21 protein-coding genes and 1 pseudogene are annotated in these 23641 nt (G+C 44.3%); 3 read left to right on the forward strand and 19 right to left on the reverse strand.

The window, feature by feature from the left end:
- Positions 1–387: 387 nt before the first annotated feature.
- The 8 genes and pseudogenes from GL182_RS06490 to GL182_RS06525 form a co-directional block, all read right to left on the reverse strand.
- Positions 388–582, reverse strand: coding sequence for a thioredoxin family protein (locus GL182_RS06490; RefSeq protein WP_163378839.1), 195 nt, complete (start codon positions 580–582; stop codon positions 388–390).
- 37 nt (positions 583–619) lie between these two features.
- Positions 620–1810, reverse strand: coding sequence for an efflux RND transporter periplasmic adaptor subunit (locus GL182_RS06495; RefSeq protein ID WP_163378840.1), 1191 nt, complete (start codon positions 1808–1810; stop codon positions 620–622).
- A 1-nt stretch (position 1811) separates the two neighbouring features.
- A complete protein-coding gene (locus tag GL182_RS06500) occupies positions 1812–6143 on the reverse strand; it encodes a CusA/CzcA family heavy metal efflux RND transporter (protein WP_163378841.1) in 4332 nt (1443 codons plus the stop codon).
- A gap of 352 nt (positions 6144–6495) precedes the next feature.
- Complete coding sequence (locus tag GL182_RS06505) at positions 6496–7866, reverse strand: sensor histidine kinase (protein ID WP_163378842.1); 1371 nt, start codon at positions 7864–7866, stop codon at positions 6496–6498.
- The gene (locus tag GL182_RS06510; RefSeq protein ID WP_163378843.1) at positions 7863–8531 is read right to left on the reverse strand and encodes a response regulator transcription factor; all 669 of its coding nucleotides are present in this window, start codon (positions 8529–8531) and stop codon (positions 7863–7865) included. Before GL182_RS06510 ends, GL182_RS06505 begins: the two co-directional genes overlap by 4 nt.
- Before the next feature lie 338 nt (positions 8532–8869).
- Positions 8870–9355 (reverse strand): DinB family protein, encoded by a 486-nt coding sequence (locus GL182_RS06515; RefSeq protein WP_163378844.1) that lies wholly within the window; start codon positions 9353–9355, stop codon positions 8870–8872.
- A 292-nt stretch (positions 9356–9647) separates the two neighbouring features.
- Positions 9648–9884 carry a DUF2442 domain-containing protein gene (locus GL182_RS06520; protein ID WP_162343756.1) on the reverse strand — a complete coding sequence of 79 codons (237 nt, stop codon included), beginning with the start codon at positions 9882–9884 and terminating at the stop codon, positions 9648–9650.
- Positions 9853–10101, reverse strand: a pseudogene (locus GL182_RS06525) (DUF4160 domain-containing protein). The gene GL182_RS06520 and the pseudogene GL182_RS06525 overlap by 32 nt, the downstream one beginning before the upstream one ends.
- 176 nt (positions 10102–10277) lie before the next feature.
- Between GL182_RS06525 and GL182_RS06530 the strand changes: the two are divergent.
- The gene (locus tag GL182_RS06530) at positions 10278–10526 is read left to right on the forward strand and encodes a hypothetical protein (protein ID WP_162344274.1); all 249 of its coding nucleotides are present in this window, start codon (positions 10278–10280) and stop codon (positions 10524–10526) included.
- Between the two features lie 28 nt (positions 10527–10554).
- Here the strand turns inward: GL182_RS06530 and GL182_RS06535 are convergent, their stop codons facing one another.
- The 10 genes from GL182_RS06535 to GL182_RS06580 all read right to left on the reverse strand — a co-directional run bounded on the left by GL182_RS06535 (position 10555) and on the right by GL182_RS06580 (position 20014).
- A complete protein-coding gene (locus tag GL182_RS06535) occupies positions 10555–11136 on the reverse strand; it encodes a GDYXXLXY domain-containing protein (RefSeq protein WP_163378845.1) in 582 nt (193 codons plus the stop codon).
- On the reverse strand, positions 11129–12412 hold the full coding sequence (locus GL182_RS06540; RefSeq protein WP_163378846.1) for a DUF2157 domain-containing protein: 1284 nt from the start codon (positions 12410–12412) through the stop codon (positions 11129–11131). Before GL182_RS06540 ends, GL182_RS06535 begins: the two co-directional genes overlap by 8 nt.
- A 214-nt stretch (positions 12413–12626) precedes the next feature.
- Positions 12627–13049, reverse strand: coding sequence for a type II toxin-antitoxin system VapC family toxin (locus GL182_RS06545; RefSeq protein ID WP_163378847.1), 423 nt, complete (start codon positions 13047–13049; stop codon positions 12627–12629).
- Positions 13039–13293 (reverse strand): DUF6364 family protein, encoded by a 255-nt coding sequence (locus GL182_RS06550; RefSeq protein ID WP_162344278.1) that lies wholly within the window; start codon positions 13291–13293, stop codon positions 13039–13041. The genes GL182_RS06545 and GL182_RS06550 overlap by 11 nt, the downstream gene beginning before the upstream one ends.
- A 261-nt stretch (positions 13294–13554) precedes the next feature.
- Positions 13555–15894 (reverse strand): hypothetical protein, encoded by a 2340-nt coding sequence (locus GL182_RS06555; RefSeq protein WP_163378848.1) that lies wholly within the window; start codon positions 15892–15894, stop codon positions 13555–13557.
- A 244-nt stretch (positions 15895–16138) separates the two neighbouring features.
- Positions 16139–17194: a linear amide C-N hydrolase gene (locus tag GL182_RS06560; RefSeq protein ID WP_163378849.1), complete on the reverse strand. Its 1056-nt coding sequence runs from the start codon at positions 17192–17194 to the stop codon at positions 16139–16141.
- Positions 17195–17574: 380 nt separating this feature from the next.
- Positions 17575–17991 (reverse strand): VOC family protein, encoded by a 417-nt coding sequence (locus GL182_RS06565; protein WP_163378850.1) that lies wholly within the window; start codon positions 17989–17991, stop codon positions 17575–17577.
- A 176-nt stretch (positions 17992–18167) separates the two neighbouring features.
- Entirely contained in the window at positions 18168–18971 is an 804-nt protein-coding gene (locus GL182_RS06570; RefSeq protein WP_163378851.1) for a TPM domain-containing protein, read from the reverse strand.
- Positions 18972–18977: 6 nt separating this feature from the next.
- Positions 18978–19412, reverse strand: coding sequence for a TPM domain-containing protein (locus GL182_RS06575; protein ID WP_163378852.1), 435 nt, complete (start codon positions 19410–19412; stop codon positions 18978–18980).
- Between the two features lie 11 nt (positions 19413–19423).
- Positions 19424–20014: a LemA family protein gene (locus GL182_RS06580; RefSeq protein WP_163378853.1), complete on the reverse strand. Its 591-nt coding sequence runs from the start codon at positions 20012–20014 to the stop codon at positions 19424–19426.
- A gap of 450 nt (positions 20015–20464) precedes the next feature.
- Between GL182_RS06580 and GL182_RS06585 the strand changes: the two genes are divergently transcribed.
- Positions 20465–20929: a hypothetical protein gene (locus GL182_RS06585; RefSeq protein ID WP_163378854.1), complete on the forward strand. Its 465-nt coding sequence runs from the start codon at positions 20465–20467 to the stop codon at positions 20927–20929.
- A 143-nt stretch (positions 20930–21072) separates the two neighbouring features.
- On the opposite strand, the gene GL182_RS06590 is transcribed toward GL182_RS06585, so the two are convergent.
- Complete coding sequence (locus tag GL182_RS06590; protein ID WP_163378855.1) at positions 21073–21804, reverse strand: NUDIX hydrolase; 732 nt, start codon at positions 21802–21804, stop codon at positions 21073–21075.
- 172 nt (positions 21805–21976) lie between these two features.
- Here GL182_RS06590 and GL182_RS06595 point away from each other — a divergent pair, with 172 nt between their 5' ends.
- Complete coding sequence (locus tag GL182_RS06595) at positions 21977–23497, forward strand: hypothetical protein (protein ID WP_163378856.1); 1521 nt, start codon at positions 21977–21979, stop codon at positions 23495–23497.
- The last annotated feature ends 144 nt before the right edge of the window (positions 23498–23641 follow it).

The following is a 23641-nucleotide window of genomic DNA, read 5'->3' on the forward strand; positions in this document are numbered from 1 at the left end:
AAGATTTTTTATTTTACACATGTTTTTTTAGCCGTGATGGCTGCCGGTTTAAAAAATCGTTTTTCTAAATTTGCATACTAACCATTGTAAACGCCTAATCGGAAAAAATAAAACTGGCCCCAAAGGATACAATGGCTGCTTTTAAACCCGTATTGCGCGCATAATTACTATAATCGATCGTTAATCCCTTCAGACCAACTCTCCACAAATGAGCCGATGTAAAAATGTCTGTGTATTTCATACCGAATCCAATCTGATTGGCATGGTAGGTGGAAAAGTCAAAATCAGAGGTATAGTTGCTTCTGGTAATTGGTTGGCCTTTTTTCGGGGAAAATCCGCACGCAACATGACATAGTTTTTCATTGCATAGGACTGAAATGCAACTGATCACCAAATTTCCCTTTCCAACTTGATGCAGGGTGCACACCAGTCCGAACCGGAAAATACCAAAATGATGTTTCGGTCGGTTTCTTGTGCCAATTTTTGGGCTTTATTGAGATCCAATTGCCATTCCTGGGCACTCACTATTGATACCTGAGCTAATAATAGCAAAAGGACAACTAAATAATTTTCTATTTTCATAGTCATTCACTTAAGTGAAAATGTGCTTTATTAATGGTTATTCTTTAATCAGGTTAAATGTTCCGTCAATTAAGAATTCTGTGGTTTCATCCAGCCCCGACCCGCCCAAGATTTCAATATGGTCATTATTTGATAGGCCTGTTTTGACTTCCCGTTTCACAAACGTGTAGCCCGTTTCCGAACTGTTTTGAAGTGTTAAAACATAAAAATTTCCTTCCATTTCAACCAGCGCATCATTGGGTAAGGCCCATTTTTCTTCTGACGCGGTATAAATACTTGCTTCGACATACATGCCCGGATTAAATCTTTGAGTAAGTTTTTCATCCACTAAATGACCGTGAATGCCCACCGTTCTTTCTTCTGGGTCAATGGTTTTACTGATTAAATAAATGGCCGCTTCGTATTCTTTACTACTATCTTCCTGAATCCTGAAGCGGATGGGTTGTCCAATACGTATTTTCGCCAAATCTTTCTCAAAGACGTTCAATTCCAAGTGAACATGGTCGGTATTAACGATGGAAACGGCCATTTGTGATGGCGTTAGGAAAGCACCTTGTGAAATGGCCACTTCCGTTACATACCCACTGATGGGAGATCGTACCGCTATACTGGTTCGAATGTTTTCTAGGGTAAACGTATTGGGATCAATGTTCATCAGCGCCAACTTCTTACCTAAGGATGCTACCCTGGCGCTCGTGACCGTATAGTCCGATTCTGCTTTAAGAAATTTCTTTTGAGAACTGATACTGTCCTGAACCAGGTTTTTCTGTCGCTCGTAGTCGGATTGAAGATAGACCAATTGCCCCTTTGCTTCCAGGAAATCCTGTTGGATTTGTACATAATCTGGATTCTCGAGAACGAAAAGTACCTGCCCTTTTTTCACACTTTGGCCAGGTAATAAACTGATTTCTTTCACCGTTCCGCCAAAGTAGCTACTTACCGCGGCTCGATTTTCGGGCGGGACATCGATCATACCTTTGGCCTTAACCACTTCATAAAAGGGCACCATTTGCATGGTTCCCAAGGCCATGTGGGAGGACTCAAATTGAGTTTTCGTCACTTCGTAGGTTTCCACCCCTGATGATTCCTGAGCAATATCCGTGGGGATTTCCGGATCCGAACTGGAGGAACAAGAAGACAGCACAATAGTAGCGGCAATGGCCCAGAAGCCAAAGGCGTACCTTTTTGCGGAGTGATTGCTTCTGCTTTTTAAGTATAAGGAGTTCATATTAATTCATTATGTAGTTCGCCTCGAGTACAATCATGTTGTACCGAAAAAGGGTGCCGAGATAGTTTGTTTCGATGGTTGTCGCATTTTCCAGCAATTGGATGTACTGGAGAAAGTCAATTTCACCGTTTTGAAATGCCTTTGTGGCATGGATAAGGGTTTCTTCCGAAAGTTTTTTTCCTGACAATTGATAATAGTTGATCCCATCTTCGTATTTTTTCAAGTCTGACCGCAGCGACTGGTATTGGGAAGTCAGCTGAATTTTATAGTTTTCGGATTGAGATGCTAAAATAGAAGCTCCGGTTTTGGCCGCATTAATTTTAGACTTTTGCGCTCCGAACCATAGCGGAATCCCAAGACCTACCTGAAAGCCGGAATAACTTTGAATCCCGGTTCCATTATTGGTGCCTTGAAATACAGAAGCGTTCAAATCGGGCAGCAGTTGCTGTTTTTCCAGGTTGATTTTTCTATCGGCCAATTTTAAAGCGTCTGAATAGTATTGAAGTGCTGGATGGTAAAGGGTATCCATGGGCATTAACTCCAATCGGGTAAGCGCTTGATTGTGTGCCGTGTAATTCGAATTAGATTGAAGCCATTGATTCAACCTTATTCGGGCTTTTTGCTGGCTTTCCTGTATCTGCCTGAGTTGGATAGAAACTTCCTTGCTCTTGGTCTCTGCGGTTAATTTCTCCAGATAATTAGACTCGCCTTGCTCAAATTTCCTATTTGCTGCATGTTCAAATGTACTGTACAGACTATCCAGGTAGTTGAAATTAGTGAGCATTTCCTGCCAGTAAACAATTTCATAGTAGGCTTTCAACACCTCCCTGGTAACCAGATACCTATCCATAGCATATTGGTCAGTAGCTAATTTGATTTCGCCTTTCATCACGTTCCGCTGGGAACCGTATACAGTAGGGAATTTTAGGGATTGACTAATTCCCCAAACGTTAAGTGCCAAATCATTGGGGGCAATGTTGTTCTCATCTTTATTATAATAAATCTCCGTTTTACCAATGTCAATGGCACTTCCCAACAGTTGCTTGCTTTGGTCCACTTGCTGAGAAGACGCCTTTAGGCCCCTATTATTTTCCAAAGCGATTTCCACGGCCTGATTAGCGGAGATTTTTTGATCTTGACCGTAGCCCAATCCTGGAAGAGTAATTAAAAGCAATAGCACAAGTCCCTTTACCGATGACTTAACTCTTGGAAAATGCCCCTTTCTATCAAACAAGGCGTAAAGAACGGGTAGTACCACTAGGGTAAGTGCGGTTGCGGATATTAGTCCTCCTACCACTACGGTAGCCAAGGGCCTTTGCACCTCTGCTCCGGCGGAAGTGGAAATAGCCATGGGTAAAAACCCCAATGCAGCGGCCGATGCCGTGAGGAGTACAGGTCGTAACCGGTTCCTGGTACCCGTCAAAATCCGCCTGTTGATGTCCTGGATGCCCTGCGCCTTTAGGTCTTTAAACTCTTCAATCAGGACGATTCCGTTCAGCACAGCAATACCAAAGAGTGCGATAAAGCCAACCCCGGCAGAAATACTAAATGGCATATCCCGAATGTACAACAGGATGACCCCTCCCACGGCTGACATGGGAATTGCACTGTAAATTATGAGGGCTTCTTTCACCGAATTAAAGGCAAAATAGAGAAGGATAAAAATTAAAATGAGGGCCAAGGGTACCGCAATCATTAAGCGGTCTCTGGCAGTTCTCAAGTTTTCAAACTGACCACCATATTCGACCGTGTAACCAGGAGGTAAATCAATTTCTCTATTGATAACCTGCTGCACGTCTTTCACCACCGATTCCAAATCCCGGCCCCGTACGTTTACCCCAACCACAATTCTTCGTTTCGTATCGTCTCTCGATATTTTGGCCGGCCCGGTGGTATAGCTAACGGTGGCAAATTCGCTGAGGGGTACTTGATTTCCATTTGGAAGTTGAATAGTAGCCATTTCAATATCGTCCAAATCCTGATGATGTTCCCGATCAAACCGAACCACTAAATCAAATTGCTTTTCACCTTCAAATACGGTTCCGGCAGCTTTCCCGGCAAAGCCCATGGTGATGATGCTGTTGAGTTCATCCACATTCATCCCATATTTTGCAATCATTTGCCGGTTATAATTCACCGACATTTGAGGGAGGCCCGCCACTTTCTCAACGATGATATCGGCTGCTCCTTCAATAAGTTGAATCGCTTTTTCAACCTCCTGGGCTTTGCTGTAAAGAATATCCAGGTCTTCGCCAAAAATTTTAATGGCCAAATCGGCCCGCACACCCGTGATCAATTCATTAAAGCGCATTTCAATAGGTTGGGTAAATTCAAAGTCCACACCGGGGATTTCTGCTGTAAGTGCCTCTTTGAATTTATCGGCTAACTGGTCCTTACTTTCTGCAGTTACCCAATCTCCTTTTGGAATCAGTTTGATAATGACATCACTTTCTTCCATGGACATGGGATCGGTGGGAACTTCAGCAGCTCCAATCCTACTCACCACCTGATCCACTTCAGGAAACTGAATCAGTATCTTTTCCATTCGTGTCGTGGCTTTTATGGTATTGCTCAAGGAAGTGCCTGTCTTCAATACCGGCTGGATTACGAAATCACCTTCATCCAGTGTGGGGACAAATTCACCCCCCATGCTGCTAAAGAGAAAGCCTACCCCGATAAGTAGTGCCGCAGATAAACTTAGAACGATTTTTTTCCGTCTCAGCGCCCAGGCCATGGTAGGTCTGTATTTGTCTTCCAGAAAGGTGATGAGACGAGAGGAAATGGTTTTTTTGGTAGGATCAGAAGGCTTTATAAACAAAGAAGCCATTACGGGAACGTAGGTAAAACACATAATCATCGCTCCAATCAATGCAAAAGAAAAAACCAGGGCCATGGGCCGGAACATTTTTCCTTCTACTCCCACCAAAGAGAGTATGGGAATGAATACAATGATGATAATGAGCTGACCGAACACAGCCGAGTGCATCATTTTACTGGCACCATGATGGGTGATTTTATCTATGAAGCGCTGTCTTTCTGCTTTAGGCAATGCCAGTAATGTGGATCGCTCTGCCGTTATTTTAAAGGCAATAAATTCTACAATTATCACCGCTCCGTCGATGATAATCCCAAAATCTATGGCCCCCAGACTCATCAGGTTGGCATCCACTCCGAAGATGTACATGAGGGATAGGGCAAAAAGCAAACACATGGGGATGACCGATGCTACCACTAGTCCGGATCGGATATTGCCAAGCAGAAGCACAACGACAAAAATCACGATAAGACATCCCAAAATCAGGTTTTCGGCGATGGTAAAGGTGGTTTTGGCGATGAGTTCACTTCTTTCCAAAAAAGGATTGATATGAATCCCCGGAGGGAGGGTGGTGGATATCTGGGCAACCCTTTCTTTAACAGATTCTATGGTCGCTTTGGAATTGGCTCCCTTAAGCATCATCACTTGCCCCAATACTTTTTCGCCCTCTCCGTTGCCGGTGATGGCACCGAATCGCGTCGCATGCCCGAAACCAACGCTGGCTACATCTTTAATAAAGATGGGTGTCCCTTTCCTGTTTTCAATGACAATGTTTTCAATATCTTCCAAAGAACCAACCAAACCTTCTCCTCTGATGAAAAAGGCTTGGTTGGTTTTTTCAATGTAGCCACCCCCTGCCACGCTATTGTTTTTCTCCAATGCCGAAAAAGCTTCAGCGACAGAAATATTCAGGCTTCGGAGTTTTTCAGGGTTGAGTGCCACCTCGTATTGTTTGAGGTAACCGCCCCAGGTATTTACTTCTACCACCCCCGGTATGCCGGAAAGTTGTCGCCTGACCACCCAATCCTGTATGGTTCGCATATCGGATAATGTATACTCATCCCGATGAAGCGAATCTACCTCGATCACATACTGATAGATTTCACCCAGACCGGTGGTGATTGGCCCCATAAATGGTTTTCCAAAGCCAGCCGGAATTTTTTCCTCGGCAGCCTTTATTTTTTCTGCTATAAGTTGTCGGGGAAGATAGGTGCCAATCTTATCATCAAAAACCACTGTTACTACAGACAGCCCGAACTTAGAAATGGATCTGATTTCTTTCACATTGGGCAGGTTGGCCATTTCCAATTCTACCGGATAGGTAAGGAATTTCTCTACATCTTCAGTAGCTAAGTTTCTAGAAGTGGTGATGATTTGTACCTGATTGTTGGTAACATCCGGAACCGCCCCTATGGGAATCTCAGTAAGGGAATAAATTCCAAAGGCGATCACTCCTGCTGAAAACAGAAGCACGATCAACTTGTGGTGAATACTGTACTGAATGATCTTCTCTAGCATTGATGAGCTTCATTTTGAATTACTCACCGAATGTAGCCGGACGGTCCTAAAGGCTTTCTCAAGGCTTTCTTAAGATTAGCTTAAGATTGGTAGTTCTTCTAGTCCTACACGCAGGAAGTAGCCAGTCAGAGCTGATATTCCCATTTCAATCCTGCCAATAAAATAATTCTAACAATTAATAACTTTTGTGATAGTGGAAACGCCCGTCTTTTCAGCCAATACGTCTAGTAGCATTATAAAAAGTTTTGCAAAAGCCATATAAATAATATTCTATATGGTCCCGTCATAGGTAGGCTGCAATTATTCTTTTTGGTCTCGCATGGGTTTCCGCTTTCGGAAGGCTGTGATGCGTTCAAAAAGTAATCATCACATTGGTACCCTGACCGTAGGTACTGCTAACCTTTAATTCAGCCTGAATGGCATTGGCACATTTTTTTGCTATGGCCAGTCCCAATCCATTTCCTGGAATTTGCTTGTGATCCAAGGCATCTGATCGATAAAAACTATCGTAAATATTGACTAAATCATCTTCCTTAATTCCGATTCCATCATCCCTGACATTACAGGTAATTCGGCCTTCTACAATATCTACAGCGATACGTATCGTTCCTCCATAATGTGAATATTTAATGGCATTATTTAGGATGTTGTCAATAATGATATTGCTGTAGAAATGAGGTATAAGGGCCTTCTCCGATTGATTGATATTCAGCCTAATTTTCAGTTTTTTCTTAGTAATCAGGGGTTTAAACCGGGAGATGGATTCATCAATGAGCACGGAAAGAGGTATAAAAGAATCCTTTTTACTTCCTACGGACGTTTCTAATCGGGCCAACATCAACAGTTGTTCTAAGGTAGCCGTCATTCGGTCGATTTCTTCCAGGCTATAAAGGATCTTTGCTTCGTACTCCTGTTGAGATCGTGGCTTCCTGATCAGCACCTCCAAGGTGCCACGCAGTGTGGCAAGAGGGGTCCGGAGTTCATGAGACGCATCCGACGTAAATTGTTTTTCCTTTTCAATGGCCTTTTCAATTCGCTTCAGCAAGTCATTGAAACTGGAAGAAAGAAGAAAAATTTCATCTTGATTTTTGGGCAAAGCAACTCTTTCATTCAGATTATTTTGGGTGATATGAGTTATGGTACGAGTCATTTCCTGAATGGGAATCATGCTTCTTCCTGCCAAAAACCGGGAGATGAAGTATAAGCCTACCAGTAGCACGAAATAAGAAATGATCAAGACCTCTCTCAACCGGGAGATCACAGAAAATGCAGATTCTGAGGATATGGCTGCAACGATGTATCCTTTTATCCGATCATTTTCCATAATAGGTAGTTGAACTTGCCGGATGGGGATATCCGTCAGTTCGGCATTGTAATGCCCGCCATCCGCCTTTCCTTTGAAGGTAAGAAAATCCTGCTTCAGGTTCGGGGATCGATCCATCACCGAACCCTGCTTGTCATTCAATTGAATAAAAACAGGGTTAACTTGGGTCTCTGTGTGTTCACGCTCTTGCCATTCTTCCTTATTGATAAATTGAATGCTGTCTTTTACGAATTCAATCTCGTTTAAATGCTTTTCTGCTTCGTACGATAAATCATTATCCAGGTTTTGTATCACCGTACGCTCGACAATCAAAAAGATGGTGCCAAAAACAACCGCCATGATGATGGCTGTCGCCACCATATAATGCAGGGCTATTCTATTTTTGAAGCTTAGGTTCATATTTCTTTTGCGATGTAACCTACACCACGAACGGTCTGAATGTAATTTTCTTCCTCAGATAAGGAAAGCTTCTTTCGCAATGCGTTGATGTACACATCGATAACACCAGTATTGTATTCGAAGTGGATATCCCATACACTTTCTATGATCCGCGTTCTTCTACATACCTTGCCTTTGTTGCGGATAAGGTATTCCAGCAAGGCAAATTCCTTTTGGGTGAGATTAACCTCTTCCTTTCCTTTAAATACCTGATGGGTCTCCGTATTCAGCGTAATGATTCCCAAGGTAAATAGGGAGTGCTCACCCATCTTTGGTCTCAGTTGCACTTTGATTCGCTCCAGAATTTCCTCGAAATGAAAGGGCTTCTTAATATAATCATTTGCGCCAGACTGCAAACCAAACAGCGTTTCGTCAAGCGTGTCCTTGGCGGTTAGAAAAATGACAGGGGTGGTTGGGAATTCTTTTCTGAACTGCCTGCAAATTTCGATTCCACTTAATCCCGGAAGCATCCAGTCAAGTAATAGTATATCGTACTCTCCTGATAACGCCAAGCGCAGGCCCAATTTGCCTTCATCGGCCACATCCACAGCAAACGACTCTTCCTCTAATCCCTGTTTAAGGAAAGCCGCAATTCCCTTTTCGTCTTCAACTATCAAAATCCTCATCTACCAAATATGCATATAACTCGCTTAAGAATCCATTAATTGAATCTTAAGAAACGCTTAAAATTCAGGAAATCCGCTTTTTTTATCGGGTTATCCTTTCATTTAGTTCCGCTATCCACACCTCTGGCTCATAAACGACCATTTTGAATTCCTTACCATTCCTTGTTTGAATGCAAATACCGGGATACCTCCTTTTTCCCGCCTCTCTTTTTTCAACCCCGGAAATCGTTTCATAGTCAATATCCGTTTGCCCTTTCTGTATGTTAAGTGCTAAACAAGTTACGCAATTTTGCCATAAAGCAGGTAACTAACAGAGGTTGAAATTTGCTTGATTTTCCTTAGCTAGGCTCATTTTTAAATACTCTTTTGAGGTACATCAATTGACCGGTGTGGTAAGAATTGTGATTGGCCATGATGATGATCTCCCGAAAAATCGTGTAATCCGGGGCATGCGCAATGGGGGCAAACAGGTCGAGAGAATCATCTTCAATCATCTGAATCAGTTGCTTTCGGTCGGCAAAAAAACCCTCCATAGATTGTTTCCAGGTATTGGTGTCCGCTTCGGCTGTTGGCCAATAGTCCTCCGGCCAGTTCATTTCCCGGTAGTTGGGGTTGTTTATAAATTCGATGATATCCCGCTGCGCCCTTCGCATGTGTTCTACCAGGAACCAGGGAGAATGGGGAATGCCCGGCACTTTATTGTTGATGGCCTCTAAGGGGAAATCGGCTACTACCCGATCAAAGGTAATGTGAGCTTTTTCACCACTTAGCGATTCGATCAGGTGTTTGCGTAAAATTTGACGTTCAGTTTGGTTTAAGGGCATCGTAGGAATGGGGTTGGTTCGACTTACTAGAAATGTAGACGTACATGCCGCCGCACTTAACAACTAAGCTTGGAAGCTTGTATTGACCAGAGTCAAGAGGCGATTTTTTCGAAACTGTACAGAAATACAGTGTTTTATAGCTGATTAGATTACAGTTAAAACCGAAAAGTATTGATTGAGACGCAAATGGCTTGGAGGTAACGGTTTTTCTAAGAACGGTAGCATGGCATCAGGATCCGGCCGTGAGGCTAGCCCCCGAAGGGAAGCCAGACAGAGTTGAGCTAACACTCCGTTATTTTAATAATCCATTAACTGAGAGATCTTCATCAAGGCCTTCCCAGTGAATTCCAATTCCTCCTCCAATTAACCTCCAATTATTTAAATGTTCTCTTGAAGCTTGCCGAAGTTTGGGAAACCATTCAATTGGAGTACCTATTTCTCTTCCATCTTCCAATAGGACATAAAGCCTTTCTTCAGTAAACCAGACTTTTTTGGCTCTATTGATTTTTATATCTGTTAAAGTACTCATGCCAGTTCTCTAATATTAACTCTTTGTGTTCCTCTGTTAATTTACGTAATTTATTTAATTCAGGGGCACTAAAATTTGTTGAATTAGCTAATTCAACTGGTTCCAGCTAAAATTTCGCATGGCCTTCACCTGATTCAACATGAATATGGGGAGGTTCGTTTCCTTCATTGCTGAAGAAGAAAAACCGGAAAGGGCCTATTCGCAAAACTGTTGGCATATAATTGGAAGTTGGTTATTTGTAAAACAGTAAATAACATCCATATAACGCTATCTTTTGAAGGCAGCGGCGTTGCGTGTAAACGAATCCTTTACCCCCTCTTAATCAATTTCCGGAATTAAATTAAGAATTTAGGATCATAAAACCACCGGAATCAGCACTTTTCTGGTTCAGGGATGAAAAAAATAGGCGCTAAACAGCTGATTCCTACCTTTTCGGCCGCCATCTGCCTAAGACGGACCATTCATTGCCTGATCAGCCCTACATCCATTACCCGCGACTGCTTCCCCCGGTTGCGGTATGCAGCTCTCTTTGTTCGACCCTCCAATTGTACCCCCTTTCGGAAGATTGTAAATGTGCCGGTACTACTGATGTTGCCATTATCCATTACGGAAAAAGAAACCATAGCCGTGCGCTTCAAGTAAATGGCACCTCCCTATTTCCTGCTTCGGTCTATTCTTGATGGTTCTGCCTGTTTATCACCAACTCCCTGATCGGAACCCCATTAATCAACACCTCTTGTAAAACCGCTTCACCTGCTTTGATACGCACCACCGCATAGGCAGTTTGCGTTGTGTCCAGTTGGGATTCACGGTAAGCCAATTCGGCATCGTACGCTTTTGATTCTTCCATGTAGTATCGGTCGAATGGGTAGTCAAGCGTTAGCTTGTTTGTGCCGTTATCCGTCACGTAGGCAACCTTGGCTTTCAAAAAGTCCTGATTCGTAGTGGGAGGTTCCTTGGAGACGCCCTGCGTTTTTGCAAACCCTTCCTTGTCTGTTGTCAGCAGCACAAAAATCGTTTCACCAGGCAGCCATTCTGCTTCGTTTTGAACCGTAATCACCGCTTCTTCGTAGTAAAGAGCTACAAATTTTCCTCTAAATGGGTCATTGGGATCAATTGGCTGGGTTTTGAATCTATATTCCTTCCCGGTACTCAGAATGGCTTCCCTGTCAAGAATCATTCTGGCCGGCACATACAACTGCACCAGGGCAATACACACAAATACCAGCAATGCAATCTTTTTGCTATTCATTTGATTTTCTCTTTTTGAGCATCCAGTAATTGGCGACAATGAACCCAATCCCAACCGACACAAATAAACCACCCCTCAGGATGAAACTTAAATCGGTATCAAAGAATCTACAAACCACCAAAGCGGCAATAATTAGCAAACCCAGGTTCAATGTCCCTAAATTGTTTAGCCTTCCGCCATTTCTGATGGTAAAAATACCGATTGCAAAAACCAGTAGATTAACGAACAGGACAGAAAGGGATGAGGATAGCCCACTAATGAAAATGGGAATAAATAAAATAAAAACAAGCCCTATTGGCTTGGCATCTTTCCAGGATTTGTTTTTAAGGTGCGGGGCCAGCAGCACCGCCCCGAATACGGTGAGTAACACCACTGCCAGAAATTCCGGTGCCGTAATGACCTGGTTCCAAATGAAATCTTCGTTTCGCAAATGCTCCCAGAACCAATCAAAACTTACCGTCAGCAGTAATACCAATGTCCCCACGAAGCCCAGGACCTTGTACCCGTTGTTTATCGGCTTCTGCCGGGCAAAAAAGTCCAACTCCCCTATTAAATAACTAAGCCCAAAAAGGCTAAAATAAGCCGGGACCATTAGTTCATCTACGGTACCGGCAATCGTCCCCAGGGTAATGATCACTGAAAGCGGAATGATCCAATGGTGGAAAATCATGAAATTACCTTCTGGATTTTTTCTACCCAGCAGGTAATAATGAGGCATAATGGACAGTAGCAGTAGCCAGTAAAAATAGGCTTCGGTGCCCGGGTAGGTCCAGTAGCTTGTCTCGGCAGCATAGAAGGTAATTCCGATCAGGAAAAGTAAGGATGTGATGGACGATTGCATCACATAGATCAATGGGAGGCAAAGCAGCATCCAGGTAAGCAGGAATAAGCCCAAATTTCCAGGCATATGGTATATTTGGCTAACGAGAGAGATGCTTGCTCCAACAGCAAAAAATAAAAAAGCAGTACCGCTTTCTCTCCATGCGGCACTTTCTGGTTTTTTCATTAACACGAACCCACACAGTGCCTGCCCAATGACGAGTGGAAGAAAGGCCCAATAGGTTTTTACCGTTCGCGAAAACGCATCCCAGTTGTGCGCAAGTACTAAGATAATTCCAAGGCCAACCAATATGGCACCTATAACCCCAAAGGCGACAAATAGCCGATTGCTTGACTGTCCGCCTTTTTCCCCATAATAATCTCGGATTTTGCCTGCTGTCTCGGGAGAAATCACACCGGCTTCTACAAGTTCGGTAATGTCGTTAGTCAGATTCATTATTTTGTTTATGAGGCGTCAGGTTTCAGGTGCACTGTATAAAGAATGAAAGCAATACTCTTTTATTTGACACCGCTCTCACCATGGTCTGAATTTATTAAAGATGGTGTAATTATAAGGTACCAATAAACTTTCCCAGACTCTGAACCGCCACTCAGCTATCGATTGGGTATTTGCTTGAATTCCTCGTAGTTCTTCTCAAACCTGGTTTGTACTAGATTGCTCTTGATTTCAAATAATTTTCCGGAGTAAATACCGCGATCTCCGAGTTCAAATAATCTTTTACATTGCGGGTAAGTATCGCTTCTATTCCCTCTATCGACAAAGCCGTGGAGTATTGAATTGAATCTTCAAAAACCTTAAAATTATTTTTCAATGCTTGAATAATTTCATTTCGGGTTGTTCCTGCTATTTGAAACATAGCCGTGAGTTCTTCAATTATTAAAATGGCTCTTTTATGGTCCAGGTATTTCCTTACGATATAATAAATATTATTAATACTAACTGCCGAAATAAAAAGTTGCAACTGGCCTCGTTCATTTAAATCAAATATTTCACTTGCCGGATTCGCAAACGGTTCCCGATCTGTGAAAAAATCGATTACCACATCTGAATCTAAAAAAATCCTAGCCGCCATGCTGTTTGGATAATTCTTCGTTTAGTACTTCCTTGTAATTAAAATCACTGTCTACCTGAATGATCCCTCTTAACCTTTGGATCCTTGGAGACAATTGGTTGGGTTGAATCTTCCTTCGGCTAATGGTAATCAGCTTGAAGTAATTTTCAACCAGGTCGGAAAGACTTTGCCCTTTTTCTTTTGCATAGTCTTTAGCTGTCTTAATGACCTCCTTCTCAATGGTTAAAGTTAATTTCGTATTCATGTGCTTTTTATCAAAAATACGTATTCTCTGGTAGATTTGCAATACGTGTAGTGGATTAGAAAAAAGGTCTAAATCGGACCAAAAAAACCTGGGAAACCGAAAACCTATTCTTAAAATCCCAATTATATATTTTTAACCACATAGTCGCACAGTTCATCAAGTGGTTATTCGCTCTGAGAAATGAGATCAGAAATTTGATTTTTTTCTATTTGCATTATAAATAATAAACTCCTCTCCTGCCTGAAATAATTAACTAACCATCTATTGTTTGATAACCCAAACATCCGTTACCCGCGACTGCTGCCGCCAGTTCAGGTGTTCTTCATCTGGTTTATCGAAACGGATCTCCAACTTACCATCGCTAATTAAATCTCCTGGTAGTGGAAACTCCTTGAATTCCTCGTATCCCTTTTCGTATTTCGTAGGTGTAAGCCGCTGTCCATTGGCCCGCAAAAGGGCTTCCCCATAGCCCGAAACCCGGATCAGGTAATCGGAATTCGGGTCCAGCTCATCGTACGACAAGGTGGGGGTAAACTGGAACAGCTGCGTGGACAGGCGCTTGCGGTTGATCCCGTTGTTTTCCCACAAGAAGTCAATGGCATCATCGGTTTTTGAAGTTACATGCTTGGCATCGGCACTGGAGATATTGTCGTAAAAGCTTCCTTCTCCCGGGTACTCGTAGGTTCGGATAAAGTCCAAGCGGGCCAGTTTTTCGGCCTCGGATCCCAACGAACGCACCTTTTCAAACTCGTCTTCCAACCACCAGCGGTTGTTTAGCGGGTAATCGATAAAATCCAGGATGGCACCCCGCTCGGCACCACTGGCTCCGTATTTTTCCACACTGGTCTGCGCCCCAACGCTCTGGAAAAGCATTTCTCCGTAAGCAAGCACTTTTTCCTTCAGGTCCTGGGAAACCGGCTCGGTTTCCGCTTTTTGCAGGTGTTGCAAGGCCTGGTTCATCGCCTGATCGGCCCCAATGGAGTCGGCTTTGGCCAGAATGGCGTAGGCTTCGGCCTCCAGTCGTTTTTCGAAAGCGAGGCGTTTTTTGATGTATCCATCGTAATGGGCCCGCATCAGCAATTGTTGCCAGCGCCAATTTCCGGCCAGTTCAGGATTTTCGGCCTCCAGCCTTTTCCACCAGGCAAGCGTTTCTTCAATGGCCGGGTTTTCCAGAATCGGCCCGTCCCAATTGTCCTCCAGCGCAAATATCCCCTGGGCAGCTTCTTCCGCCAGCTCGGCACCAAAGAAAAACCGGCTGTATTCACGCACAATGTTTTCCGGATCTTTTCCGGAATTCCATCCCAATTGGCTCCAGACGGCTTTGTTTACATCGTCATGCGTACCATCGGAATACGTGATAAACCCATCGGTATGGGGGCTGTCCCGGTTAAACAAGCGCGTATACATTTGCGGCTGCGGGTTGCAGGGTTCCCTGCCCAGGGTCAGCGCATAGGCCTGATCCCAATGCGCTACCGGATAGTGGCAGCGAATGGTATGTGTGATATCGGGATAAAAACGATGTTGGTATTTTTCCGGCAGTAGCTCCCGTTCCAGGGCAACCGGCGGACTACTGGGCCCATTCACCACTCCCGCCAACCAGTCCGGACTATTCTTTTCCAGGTAGTCAAAAAAATAGGTTACTTTTTCCTTGTTAAACCCCTGCAATGAAACCCAAATGCCCGCATCCGGATGGTATTGCTGCAATCGCTCTGACAACTCCTCCAGGTAGGGTATTAACTCGGAAGGATGGTTATCCCCGGGATCGCCACCTGGAACAAATACTGCATTCAATCGGGGAACACGCGCATAAAAGTCTTCCTGTTTCTCAAGCCCCTCTTGAAGGGCTCCGGGCACACTCAGGTCTCGGGGAGCCGGGGTCCAAACCCAATAATCGGCATCGTATTTTTCACATATTTTGCTGATTTCCACTTCCATCCGCTGCGGTTCCACCTTAAAGTGCGGGCTGGAACCCACTTCCTGGAAAGGAATATTTTCAAAGGCATTGGCCCCAAAGAGCACCTGCTCTCGAAAATGCTGATCAAACTGCGCCACCGTCCAGGCATCCCAGGAATTGGCGGTATTTCGGTACCCAAACTGATGTCCCCGAAGGGCATATTGCGGGGATTCGGAAAAATCGATGTTCCTGCTGAGTGCAACCTTACCCTCGCTCAGGTGGGCCGTTCGCAGCAGTTTGCCAATGCCGTACAATATCCCGCGGGTATCGGCACCAATCACCCAGAGCGTATTCCCGTCCTCGCCGGATTCATGAAAGATCCGGTAGCCTTCGTCTTGCTGTTCCGGAGCATCGGAGCCCTCTCGTGACGGAACGGTCTTTCCAAAGAGTACGGTATCGGTAGCCAGCGCAAGGGCAATTTGGGTTTCGGATTCCCAATCGCTGCCCAATTCCAGCGGAATCCCGCTCCGTTTTTCAATTTCTTCTACCAAAATGGTGCGGGCAGTTTCCTGCATCGGGCTGGCAATCTTTGGTGTAACCAAAATCACGGCCTTGGAAAGGTCCAGGGTTTGTTGCTCCTGCGTTGAGCAGGAAACCAGGAGCCAGGTAAATACGGATAGCAGCCAGCTGGGTGCGAATTTTTTCATGGACTGACGTTCTATGTTGGTCTTCTGTCAATTAACAGATTGCCGGCAGCGCAAAGGAGGCACCTGCCTGAAATAGCCGCACAATCAATTGTACCCCTAGGGTAATACACCAAAAAAGCTAAATCCTACCAAGGAAAGATATCCCTTTTTTAAAAACCCATTTCAGAGGTCTATATTTTGATTCTCGAAAACAGGTTTTTTTAGCTAAATCGTAACGATGCAGCTAACCGTGATAAACACCTCCTTACAAGCCAATAAACCGGAAAGGTGCGGATTTCTTAAAATCACCGGAGGTTTCCCCGGAATAGGTGCGGTGATTGGCCAAATCCAGTTTTCGAACCGCTGCTTTTTCGCTAAAATCGATTTTCTTCAAATCCACCCAAAAGGCATTGGGCGTCAACGCCGTTTCAAAATAGTACACCAGGTTTTTCTGGTCGGCCACCATTCGCCAGCGGGTGGTGGATAAATTGGGGTAACCTTCGATTTCAAATCCATAGGGAACGGATACGTTACGGATAACACTGAACACGCTGGCCACGGCCACCCGGGTGTTGTCCGTCTGCGGAATGGAGTTGAGAAAAAAAGATGCCCGCACAAAACGGTCGGAGGAGGTGACCGATCCGGGCAGAAAAGTCTTGCCAGGGATGTTTTCCCAGTACTTGCCAATGGCGAGCTGCTGCTCGTAGGGCGGATCATTGGTCATGACCTGAAAGGAGGCATCGTGGTGGATCACCAGTTTTCCGCCAATGTATTCAAAAATGGCACTGTCACCGGTCGCATCGGAGATGGACAGGTGTACCGTGGTAAACTTATCCGTCCCTGGAATAAAATCCGAGACAATAGCAAAATCCGCACGCTCCATTTCTTTGACGGCCTCGGCCACACTGGCGTAGTTATCCAGCACGTATTGGGCCCAGAGAGAAATGGCCAGTCCATTCTTATCTCCCTCCTTATCGAAGGAAGGATAGGTGGATTCCACGAGCCAAAGCATATTGGCTACCAGACCTTTTTCATTCATCCCATCGGTGGTGGAAATATCCCAGGAACTTACCGCCAGGCTCCCGTATTTGGACACCCACTCGATGGAATTTTTTCCCACCTCCCCATTGCGCTTCATTCCCCTCGGAAAAATCCATTGATTGGCAGGAATTTCTAAGGAAAAATCCATGGTCCTGCCCGTGAGCACCGTATTATTAGGGCCCTTGTACACCACCCGGGTACAACTTTCAGATTCAGAAATAAAGCCAAATACGGCCATCAGGGACAAGCAGAGGGGAATAATTTTTTTTCGGAGTAACATATTTTGCAAGTTTATTTTCAACTGATTTCTACCAATGATACCTTAGCCCAATGATTTCATAGAAAGTTTTACTTCTGTTGGCAAAAGCTATTGTTTTGTAAACAAAACCTTTCCCAATCGAAATAAATTACCGAATTATGATAGTTGCATGAGACAAATTCAGGGTAGCTATTCGAAATTTAAGAATTTACCAGCAATTAATTTATGGAAGACGAAAAAAACAGTCCTTTACCATTCCTTTATTTAAATACACTGGCCTTGCCCATTATTAAAAACTTCCCGGAAATCAGATAAAAATTTGGTACAGAGGCTGAGCGCTTTACAGAACTATTAGGTAGATTTTCTTGCACTTAGTTACTGACAACTGACTTTTTTTGATTTTAAGTGTTAGCATTATATAGCAGGTTGAACTTGTGGCCATCCGGATCAGCAAAAACACAAACGTAAAACCCATTTTCATCATAGAATTTTTTTCTGTCATTGTTGGAATCGAAGTAGACCTTCCCTCCTGATTTTTTGATTTCCGCTATCCATTGATCGAATTCCGCTTTACTTTCAACAGATAGGGAAAACATGACCTCATTTCCCTGACTTAAATCAGCTACTTCTCCTTCAAGGCTCAATTTCAAGCGTTTCTTTTCAAAAAAGTGAATGATAAAATCACCTTCACCAAAAAAAAAGCTTGCCAATTCTTTGGAAGGATGTCCATTTAACTTAAAACCTAGATTTAGGTAGAATTCCTTTGTCCTTTCAACGTCTGCCACGGCCAGATTTGCCCAGATTTTTTTTGGATTCATGATGTTGTTAGTTAAGTTTCATATTTTGGTAACACACATTCAAATAATGGTCCAGACTTCCCAGTCCTGAAGCAAAACTTTCTTTGACGCAGGGTCCCATTCCCTGACCAGGTAGAAAAATGGGCCTGCGTTTGCTTTTCCTCCTAATAAAAATACCCTGGTTGGCTAACGCTAGCTTACCAGCTGCCACCTGCGCCACCGCCTCCAAAGCTGCCACCACCAAAGCCGCCGAAACCTCCTCCTCCACTGCCGCCAAAGCCTCCCCTGCCGGAGGAGAAATCGCCATATTTTCCTCTATTGCCTCCCAGCATACTGGCAAGCATCATGGTGGTGAAAAAATCCACACCCCCACGTTTTCCGCCCATATGGTTGTTGTTGTCCCTTCTGTTTTTGATCAGGGTCAAAATCACAAAGCCGAAAATAAAAATCAATATAAACGGCAGTGCGCCTGCAGGCCGACCCGATGGTGGTAGCTGCTCTGCCGCTTCATACTCCCCGGAAGCCAGCTTAAAGATCATGTCCGTAGCCTGATCCAGACCGGCAAAATAATCGCCGGAACGGAAATTGGGCACAATAAGCTGTTCGACGATCCGCTTGGCCAATGCATCAGGAACTGCGCCTTCCATGCCGTATCCCGTCGCAATAAACACCTCACGGTCTTCCATCGCTGCAAGGATCAGAATGCCATTGTCCTTGTCCTTCCTTCCGATTCCCCACTGGTCTCCCAGTTGAAAGGCATAATCGCTGATGGCATAAGGCCCGACGGAGTTGATCAAAACAATGCTGACCTGGGAAGAGGTGCTGTCATTGTAAGCCAACAGTTTGTTTTCCAGCTGCCTGACCTCCTGCTGGGAAAGGGTCTCGGAGAAATCATTTACCAGCCGGGGTGGGTTGGGTTTTTCCGGAAAATCGCCCTGCCCCCAGCCGGAAAATGAAAGGGATGCTAAAAATAAAAGGGTGAATAGCTGTCTTTTGATCATGATGTTTTATTCAAAGGAAATTTCATTGGGCAGCTCATTGATGCCCCCCTTCTGGTCATAAGGAAAATGTTGTCGAAGTTGCTGCCCGGACATTTCTATACCTTTTCTAAGGCCTTCGGTGAATTCCCTTCTTTTGAAATGGATCACCATTTCTTCCTTGATATTTTCCCAGAAGTTTTCAGGAACCACCTGGTTGATGCCGGCATCTCCCAGAATGGCAAATTGATGATCCTCCACCGCCAGGTAGAAAAGCACCGCATTGCGGTGCTTGGTCCGATGCATCTTGAGTTTCTCAAATACTACAGCTGCCCGGTCAAGTACCTCTCCTTTGCAATGGTTTTCGATGTGAACCTGGATTTCACCGGATGTTTCTTTTTCGGCATTCCGGATGGCATCGGTGATAATGGCCCGGTCTGCTGTGCTGAACAATTTTTCGGCCATGAGATTTGGATTTAAAATTCTACTGTGGGTGCATTTTCAGAACCAGCTGCAGCTTCAAAATAACCCTTCGTCTCGAACCCATACCAACCGGCAAATACATTGTTGGGGAAGGTTCTGAGGTTGGCATTATAACCCTGAACGGACTGGTTGAAGTTTCTTCTGGCTACTGCAATTCTGTTTTCCGTACCTTCCAGCTGTGCTTGCAGTTCGAGAAAGTTTTGGTTGGCTTTCAGGTCAGGATAACGCTCGACGGCCACCAGCAGCCTGCTAAGCGATCCGCTCAGTTGGTCCTGTGCTTCCTGGAATCTTTCGATATTTTCAGGCGTAAGGTCATCCGCCTGCAAGGTGATAGAAGTGGCTTTCGCACGCGCTTCAATCACGCCGGTCAGCGTTTCCTGTTCGAAGTCCGCATAGCCTTTCACCGTATTGACCAAATTCGGAATCAGGTCTGCCCTGCGTTGGTATTGGGTTTCTACTTCGGCCCATGAACCGTTGATGGTTTCTTCGGTTTGTACAAAGGTATTGTACACGCCTACGGCTTTGCTGTAAACAAAGATCCCAATCAGGACGATGATACCAATGGGAATTAATATTTTTTTCATAGTGAATATAGATGTTTATAAAAACAGTGCAGGTATTTGACGTAAAGGTAAGGCCGGAGGTTGTGAAAAACGATTTTTTTCAATGATTTCGGAGGGAACGGGTGGACCGGCCGTTAAAATTGAGCTGCCCTATTTGATTGGACCTGCATTAAGCCCAAATGGCTAAAATTTGGAGCAAAAAGTGAAAGAAGGTCTTTTGCCAAAGAATTTAAATGGATGGTATTGAAACTCCATAAACCTGGTAATCGGTCATGACCATGGGGGGTATAACTAAAATTTTTGGTTTTCTGTTCGTTCGGAGTATCTTTGGACATACCTTATTGATTACTAATGATGCTAGTATCCAACAAACACTTACTTCTCCCGGTCCTTGTCCTTATGCTTTGTTTTCATAATCGTGCATCAGCACAGGAAGCCGCTGAAATTTTTACCGCAAAAAACATGGTTTTTGTGGAGTTGTTAGGAAATTCAGGATTATATGCAGCCCACTATGGACGAATATTTCATCAAAAAGACAAGATGAAATTATCCGGTAGTGTGGGTTTTTCATTGGTTCCCCGTAAAGGCTTTGAACCTTTTTATCCAAGCTTCTTATCACCTGTTTTCCCTGCTGAATTCACGGTTTTCTGGGGAAATTCGCGGCACCATTTGGAATTAGGGACTGGTTTTCTATTGCGTCAGGATCGAACATATATGTTTGATCCTGAATTTACTCCTACAAATCTTCGGGAGGAAGTTTTTTGGGATAAATCTGTAAGCATGAGGATTGGCTACAGGTATCAAAAACCGGAAGGTGGATTTTTTTTCAGGGCTGGTTACACCCCTATGCTTAAATTTGAAGGTTTTGAATTTGCTGAAAAACCCATCCGTTTTTTTCCATTCAATGTGGGAATCAGCCTGGGTAAAAGTTTTTGAAGAGTTAAACGAAAGACCACCGAGGTTTTAAAAACCTCAGCGGTCCTGTTCAGAAATCCAAAGTTCTCATCCCTTAACCGCTCTTTTTATTCTCTTTGGGGGTAAGAAAAGAAGGGATTCTCCTGCCAAAAATGACGGTTCCGTTATTTCAGTCTATAAAGATAAGGAGCTTTGTTCTTTGCTCCGGTTAACTTTTTTTCCAAACGCTCTAGTACATCCATATCCAAAATTTTCTTTTGAAAGTTGCTGCGGGTAAATTCCTTTTCAAATATCGTCTCATAAATCTGTTGCACTTCTTTCATGGTAAACTTCTCTGGAAGTAAATTGAAGGCATTGAATTTATGATCGATGTCTGCCCGGAGTGCTTCCAATGCATCGGTAAACACCTCGTTGTAGTGCATGATCATTTCGGGTACATCTTGAATGGGATACCAATCTATGGACACGTCAAACTGGGTCAATTTGGGACTGACTCGTTTCATATCCACCAAGGCATAGTAACCAATGGAAATAAAACGTTTTGTAAACCAGGCATACGCATTGGCATTTTTCGTTTTCGTGATAAATTTTTGGTCTTCGGAATAATTCGATTTTATCAGGGAATCCAAAAACTGCTTCCGTTTGTTGTCAGCCTTGCCAAAAACTTTGAACTGCTGCAGGTAAATATCTTGAAAGCCAGTTCGGTCTTCCAAAATTCGCTTGGCGGCCTCATCAAGATCCTCTTCCTGCTTAATAAAGCCGCTGTGAAGCGCATAAAAGTTGCCCTTGAAAGCCAGTTTGGAAAGCAAAACCTTCAATTGGCGGTTCTCATAACCAAAGATCACGCAATCGATCGCTACCTGTGGCATATAGTTTTTATCGCTCAATACGTCCATAAGATTAAAAGTAAATGGTACCATTAATTTAATAGCTGTAGGTAAGCTTGAATGACCCAAGCGCGCCCTCTTACCAACAAGCAATATTAATAAAAAAATATAAAATATATTGTATATTTTTTTATACAATAAAAAATTTTGATACTTTTGGTTCCTAATCAAATGCATTTTTATGAAATGGACACCTAAATACCTGGCAATACTACTGGCCGGACTAACTCTTTCCTGCGCCAGCGAAAAGGAGACAGCAGAAACTTCTGCCCTTTTTGACTTTTCCGAAATGGAACAGGTTGCTGAAGTGGATGAACGCTACCAATCTGTCAATGTAGAGATGTGCGAAGTGGTCGGTGGCGATTTTTGGGTGCCCTACAGTGAAATTGATACGGCCAAGGTTCAGGCCCTTGGTTTTGCCGGACTCAAGCAGAGCATCCCCTCTATCAACCTATACGATGAAAAACTACGTACCCTTTCAAAGGCACTAGGCCCCATGTACATTCGCGTTAGTGGCACTTGGGCCAATACGACGTATTTTCAGGACAACGATGCGCCGAAAATGAACCAGGCACCCGAAGGATATGAAAATGTATTGACGAGGGCTGAATGGAAAGGGGTCATCGATTTTTGCAAGGCCATGGATGCCAAATTGGTCACCTCTTTTGCCAACAGTGAAGGCATACGGGATGCAAACGGGAACTGGACGTCTGCACAGGCAGCTCCGCTTTTGGACTATACCCATTCCATAGGTGGAGCAATCCATGCTGCGGAGATGTTCAATGAACCCTCCCATGCCAGCCATGGCGGCGCACCCGAAGGGTATGACGCGGCGCAATACGCAGAAGATTTTGCGGCTTTTGAAGCATTCGTATCCCAGGCTGCTCCGGAGATGAAGATCATGGGGCCCGGATCGACCGGTGAAGGGGGAATCATCCCGGGAATTGACTCTACCCTAACCACCGACAAAATTCTTACGGCCAGTCCGGCACCGGAATTTGAGATTTTTAGCTACCATTACTACGGAGGAGTCTCCCAACGATGCATGGGGCAACTTACCCCGGAAAATGCATTGAGCGAGGAATGGCTTTCAAAGACCGAGGAAGGATTGTCCTACTATGAAGAGGCCCGAGACCAATACCTGCCCAATGCTCCCCTATGGTTGACTGAAACCGCTGAAGCGGCCTGCGGGGGAAATCCCTGGGCAGCTACCTATGTAGATAGCTTCCGCTACCTGGAACAGCTGGGGAGACTGGCCAGAAAAGGCGTACGGGTGGTCATGCACAATACACTGGCGGCCAGTGAGTACGCCTTGCTCGAACAGGACACCCACAACCCACGACCTAATTATTGGGCCGCCTTGCTGTGGAGTAAATTCATGGGAAATCAGGTATACGATGCAAAAGCTCCTATGGATGGACCAGACCTATTTGTGCACAATTTGAAAAATGCTTCCAATGGCTATGCCGTATTGTTGGTAAATCCAAAAGACGCAGAAACCTCCTTTCAAATCCCTGCCGATGCCGTGCAATATTTGCTTACTGCAGATGATGTCCTTTCCAAGGAAGTGAAACTGAACGGGGAGATACTTCAACTCAAATCCGATGATACCTTACCTGAAATCCAGGGCAAGAATGTGCAGGCCGGAGAATTGGTGATGCCCTCCCATAGCATCCTGTTTTTGACCTTTGGCGATAAATAAGGCATGAAGATCCATGATAAATTATGGCTGGTTACGGGAGGCGGAAATGGCATAATGGATTATATGTACCGAGTCAATCCGGATTGGACGATGCGTTTTATTGCCAAAAAAATGAAAGACCGCCTTTCGAAAAATGATTAAAAA

The sequence above is a fragment of the Cyclobacterium sp. SYSU L10401 genome (assembly GCF_010993705.1).
Taxonomy (GTDB): Bacteria; Bacteroidota; Bacteroidia; order Cytophagales; family Cyclobacteriaceae; genus Cyclobacterium.